This window comes from Pseudonocardia sp. ICBG601 (assembly GCF_020496245.1).
This window is the reverse complement of record NZ_JAHLJA010000246.1, coordinates 1-4,928: the sequence shown is the minus strand read 5'-3', so window position 1 is coordinate 4,928 and position 4,928 is coordinate 1. Positions and strand designations below refer to the sequence as shown.

The 4,928-nt window shown below is 75.0% G+C and carries 4 protein-coding genes and 1 pseudogene; 4 read left to right on the top strand and 1 reads right to left on the bottom strand.

What is annotated here, in order from left to right:
- Positions 1-349, top strand: a 349-nt coding sequence (locus tag KPL57_RS73665) for an MFS transporter (RefSeq protein ID WP_226359295.1), incomplete at its 5' end; no start/stop codon positions are given.
- Between the two features lie 508 nt (positions 350-857).
- Positions 858-1,214 (top strand): annotated as a pseudogene (locus tag KPL57_RS73660) (MFS transporter); the annotation flags it as partial.
- Positions 1,215-1,306: 92 nt separating this feature from the next.
- Here the strand turns inward: KPL57_RS73660 and KPL57_RS63910 are convergent.
- A complete protein-coding gene (locus KPL57_RS63910) occupies positions 1,307-2,212 on the bottom strand; it encodes a LysR family transcriptional regulator (protein ID WP_226359294.1) in 906 nt (301 codons plus the stop codon).
- A gap of 80 nt (positions 2,213-2,292) precedes the next feature.
- Between KPL57_RS63910 and KPL57_RS63905 the strand changes: the two genes are divergently transcribed.
- Both KPL57_RS63905 and KPL57_RS63900 read left to right on the top strand, forming a co-directional pair.
- Positions 2,293-3,435: an acyclic terpene utilization AtuA family protein gene (locus KPL57_RS63905; RefSeq protein WP_264200097.1), complete on the top strand. Its 1,143-nt coding sequence runs from the start codon at positions 2,293-2,295 to the stop codon at positions 3,433-3,435.
- Positions 3,407-4,072, top strand: a complete 666-nt coding sequence (locus KPL57_RS63900; RefSeq protein WP_226359293.1) for a hypothetical protein — start codon at positions 3,407-3,409, stop codon at positions 4,070-4,072. Before KPL57_RS63905 ends, KPL57_RS63900 begins: the two co-directional genes overlap by 29 nt.
- The last annotated feature ends 856 nt before the right edge of the window (positions 4,073-4,928 follow it).

The window sequence follows — 4,928 nt, the reverse complement described above, 5'->3', positions numbered from 1 at the left end:
GGAGTACTACGACTTCTTCATCTACGGCACCGCTGCGGCGCTGGTGTTCAACAAGGTGTTCTTCCCCGACTCGAGCCCGGTGGCCGGCACGCTGCTGTCGCTGGCGACCTTCGGTTTCGGCTACGTCGCCCGCCCGCTCGGCGCGGTGCTGTTCGGACACATCGGCGACCGGTTCGGCCGCAAGAAGGTCCTGGTCTCGACGCTGATGATGATGGGCGTCGCGACGCTGGCGATCGGCTTCCTGTCGACCTACGGCCAGGTCGGCTGCTCGCGCCGGTGCTGCTGGTGGCCTGCCGACTGCTGCAGGGCCTGTCCGCGGGCGGTGAGCAGGCCGGCGCCAACTCGATGACCCTGGAGCACTCGCCCCAGCACAGGCGCGGCGTTCTTCACCAGCTTCACCCTGTCCGGCACCCAGGGCGGGCAGATCATCGCGACCGCGGGGTTCCTGCCGATCGCGCTGCTCCCGGAGGAGGCGCTGCTGTCCTGGGGCTGGCGGGTGCCGTTCTGGGCGAGCGTGCTGGTGATGGTCGCCGGTGTGCTGATCCGGCGCACCCTGCACGAGACCCCGGTCTTCGCGACGGAGGTGGCCGACACCGAGGGGTCCCCGCGGGCCGCGGAGCAGCTCCCGATCGCCGCGCTGTTCCGTGACCACTGGCCGAACCTGCTGCGCGTCAGCCTCGCCGCGACCGTCGCCTCGGTCAGCACCCTGATGACGGTCTTCGCGCTGTCCTTCGCGGTGAACACCGTGGGCCTGGAGCGCTCGACGATGCTGTGGGTCGTCGTCAGCGCGAACGTCGTGGGCCCTGGCCGCGATCCCGCTGTTCGCCACGCTGTCCGACCGGGTCGGACGCCGCCCGGTGTTCGTCGCGGGCGCACTGGGCAGCGCGGTCCTGCTCGCCGTCTACCTGTGGGCGGGTCCACCGGCGAGTACCTGTTCGTGTTCGGCGCGGGCATCCTGCTCTCCGGTGTCTACAGCGCGGCCAACGGGTGTCTGGCCCTCGTTCTACGGGGAGATGTTCCCGGCCAAGGTCCGCCTGACCGGCATGGCCGTCGGCACCCAGATCGGCTTCGCGTTCGGCGGTTTCGCCCCGACCATCGCCGCCGCGCTGGCCGAGAACAGCGTCACCGGCTGGCTGCCGGTCGCCGTCTTCGGCGGCGTCATCTGTCTGGTCGCGGCGGCGGCGGCCTGGTTCGGCCCGGGAGACCGCGCACCAGACCCTCGACGAGATCGAGGCCGGGTTCGGAGACCCGAGACCGGGCCCCGGCCCGCGTCTGATCCGACCGCACCGCAGCGGGGCCCGTGGCGTCACGCCACGGGCCCCGTCGGCGTCCCGGCGGCGGCCGCCAGCAGTCCGACGACGTCGCCGGGGTCGGCGGCCGGTCGGTGCGCCACACCGCGTCGGTGCCCAGGCGCACCTGCGCCCCCGGTCACCGGCAGCACGTGCACGGGCTCCCCGACGAACGCCTTGTGCGTCGCCCCCGACCCCAGTCCGACCAGTGTGAACGCCTCCCCGGAGGCGACGACGTGGGTCAGGTCGCCGGGGTTGTGGGTGTCGAGTTCGATTCGCCGGTGCACCCCGTGGCGGGCCAGTAGCTCCCCGGTGGCCCGGTAGACCGACGGGGCGGCGTCGTAGCGGATGGACACGTACGGCAGGTCCGCCAGCTCCTCCAGGGCGACCTCGGTCCGGTCGTCGAAACCCCGCCCGTGCCCGACGGCGACGGCGGCCGGCCGGGTCTCACCCGTCGTGCGCTCAGCCCGGGGTCGTCGACGGCGCCGTGGACGAAGGCCAGGTCCAGCTCGCGCGGGCGACCGCGCGGGCCAGCTCCGCAGAGGTGCCGGGGCGGATCCGCACCGCCAGCTCCGGGCGCGCGGCCCGCAGACGCTCCAGGAAGCCGTCGCGGACCGCCGCCGTCCACGTCCGGGGCCATCCCCCACCACGACGACCGGGTGCCCGTCGGCGGCGGCGAGCGCGCCGGGCAGCGCCTCGACCCGGGCGACGATGTCCCGGGCCCGCGGCAGCAGTGCCCGCCCGGCCGCGGTCAGCGCCATCCCGCGCGCGGACCGGGTGAACAGCGGCGCGCCGAGCTCCCGCTCCAGGTCGCGGACCCGTCGCGACAACGGCGACGCGGCCAGGTGCAGCCGGGCCGCCGCCCGCGTCAGGTTCAGCTCGTCGGCGACGGCGAGGAAGTAGCGCAGATGGAACAGCTCCACGGGGCGTGACCCTAGAGGTCACGCCCAGGTGCGGTCATCGGTCCTGGTCGCGCCCCTGACCGGCGGCCTACCGTGACGGCATGGCCTCCCGTCCCGTGCGTATCGCGAACGTGTCCGGCTACCTCGGCGACCGGTACACGGCCGTCGACGAGGCGATGGCCGGGGACCCGGTCGACGTCCTGATGGGCGACTACCTCGCCGAGATCACCCTCGCCGCCCTCGCCGCCGCGGCCGGGCGCGGCGGCCCCGGCTACGTCGCCTACGCCCTCGACCAGCTCACCCCCGCACCTGCCCGAGATCGCCCGCCGCGGGGTCCGGGTCGTCACCAACGCCGGCGGGTTCGACCCGGCCGGGATGGCGCAGGAGCTGCGCGACCGGATCGCGGCGGCGGGCTGTCGCTGCGGGTCGCCCACGTCGCCGGGGACGGGGTGTTCGACCGGCTGGCCGACTTCCACGCCGACGGCCACGGGCTCGAGCACCTCGACACCGGGGCCCCGCTCAAGGACTGGGGGTTCGCCCCGATCACCGCGAACGCCTACCTCGGCGGGTTCGGGATCGCCGCCGCGCTGGCCGCCGGCGCCGACGTCGTCGTGACCGGGCGGGTCACCGACGCCTCGCTGACCGCGGGGCCGGCGGCCTGGTGGCAGGGCTGGGGCCCCGACGACGTCGACGCGCTGGCCGGGGCGGTGACCGCCGGGCACGTCATCGAGTGCGGCGCGCACGCCACCGGCGGCAACTTCTCCGGTTTCCGCTCGGTGCCCGGCATGCTGCGCCCCGGGTTCCCGATCGCCGAGGTCGCCGCCGACGGCTCCTCGGTGATCACCAAGCACGCCCGCGACGGCGGCACGGTCACCGTCGACACCGTCACCGCGCAGCTGCTCTACGAGATCCAGGGCCCGCGCTACCTGAACCCGGACGTCACCGTGCACCTGGACACCGTGCGGCTGAGCCAGGAGGGACCGGACCGGGTCGCGATCGGTCCGGTCACCGGGTCCCCGCCGCCGCCCACGGCGAAGGTCGCGGTGTTCGCCCCATCGGCTACGAGATCTCCACGATGCTGTTCTGCACCGCTCCCGACGTCGAGGGCAAGGTGGAGCTGCTGCTGCGCAACCAGCTGCGCGCGGCGCTGGAGGGCCACGTCGACACTCTGGAGGTCACCCCGCTCGGTGTCGCGGCGGTCGACCCGCCGACCCAGTGGGCGGCGACCGTCCCGATCCGGGTGATCGCGACCGCCCGCGAGAAGGAGCCGCTGCTCCGGTTCTCCCCGGCCGTCGGGTCGCTGTACTGCAGGGCTTCCCCGGGTTCCACCACGACGGGCACGCGCCGCGGGCGTCGCAGCCGTGGCCGCGGATCGAGTACTGGCCGGCGCTGCTGGAGTCCGCGCTGCTCGACCACCACGCCGTCCTCGACGACGGCAGCCGGGTCGAGGTCCCGCGCGCCTCGCGGACCGCGACCCCCGACGAGACCGCACAGCCGGTGCACCCGGAGCCGGACCTGCCCGCGCCGACCGGCCCGCCCGTCGAGCTGGGCGAGTACACCTGGGCGCGGGCCGGGGACAAGGGCGGCAACGCCAACGTGGGCGTCTGGTGCCGCGACCCCGCGCACTGGGACTGGCTGCGTGCCACGCTGACCACCGAGCGGGCGGCCGCGTTGCTCCCCGAGGCCGAGGGCCGCATCGTCCGGCACGAGTTCCCGCACCTGCGCGCGGTGCACCTGGTGTGCTCGTCGGGCTGCTCGGCTCGGGCGGCTCGGCCAACCTGCGCGTGGACCAGATCGGCAAGTCCGTGGGTGAGTACCTGCGGGCCAAGTACGTGGGAGGACCCACCGCATGACCACCCCCGCCGCTGCCACTGCCGGTGACGCCACTGCCGGTGACGCCACTGCCGAGCGCATCCTCGCGAACGTCGCGTCCCCCGCGACCGACGGACGCCTTCGACCCCGGCCGCCGCGCTCGACGGGCTGCTGGGCTGCGTCGGGATGAGCGGCGCCGCCGCCGGGGGGCGGGTCGCGTTCGTCGGTGCCGACCCGGTCGTGCCCAGCGCGCTGCGCCTCGGGGGCGGTGCGGCCGTCGCGCTCGCCGCGAAGTCGGTCGGGATGGCCGCGGTGCACCGCGACCGCGGCGGCGACGGTCAGGACGTGACCGTCGACGTCCGGCGCGCCCCGCACCGCCTCTGCCCGTTCTACGGACCGCCGCTGGGAGCTGGTGAACGGGTACCCGGCCGCCAGCCCGGCGATCACCTCGCAGGCGCTGGGGTTCTCGTTCCACCGCACCCGCGACGACCGCTGGGTGATGCCGCTCAATCCCTACCCCGCGCTGCGGGCCCGGGCCGAGACCTTCCTCGGGGCCCGGAGAGCGGCGCGCCGACGCGATCGCCCGGTGGGACGCCGCCGAGCTGGAGGAGGCCGCGAGCGATGTCGGCATCGTCATGCCGATGGCCCGTACCCCCGGCGAGTGGCTCGCGACCGAGCAGCACGCCGCGCTTGGCCGGCACCCCGCCGATCACCCTGCGCCGCATCGGCGACGCGCCGCCCGAGCCGTTCCCGCAGCGCCGCCGCGCCGACCTCCCGCTGGACGGGCTGCGCGCGCTCGGGATGGGCCACGTCATCGCGGGTGCCGGGACCGGGCGGGGCGCTGGCCCTGCACGGCGCGGACGTGCTGAACATCTGGCGCCCCACGGAGTTCGAGCACGACAGCACCTACGTCACCGCGAACGTC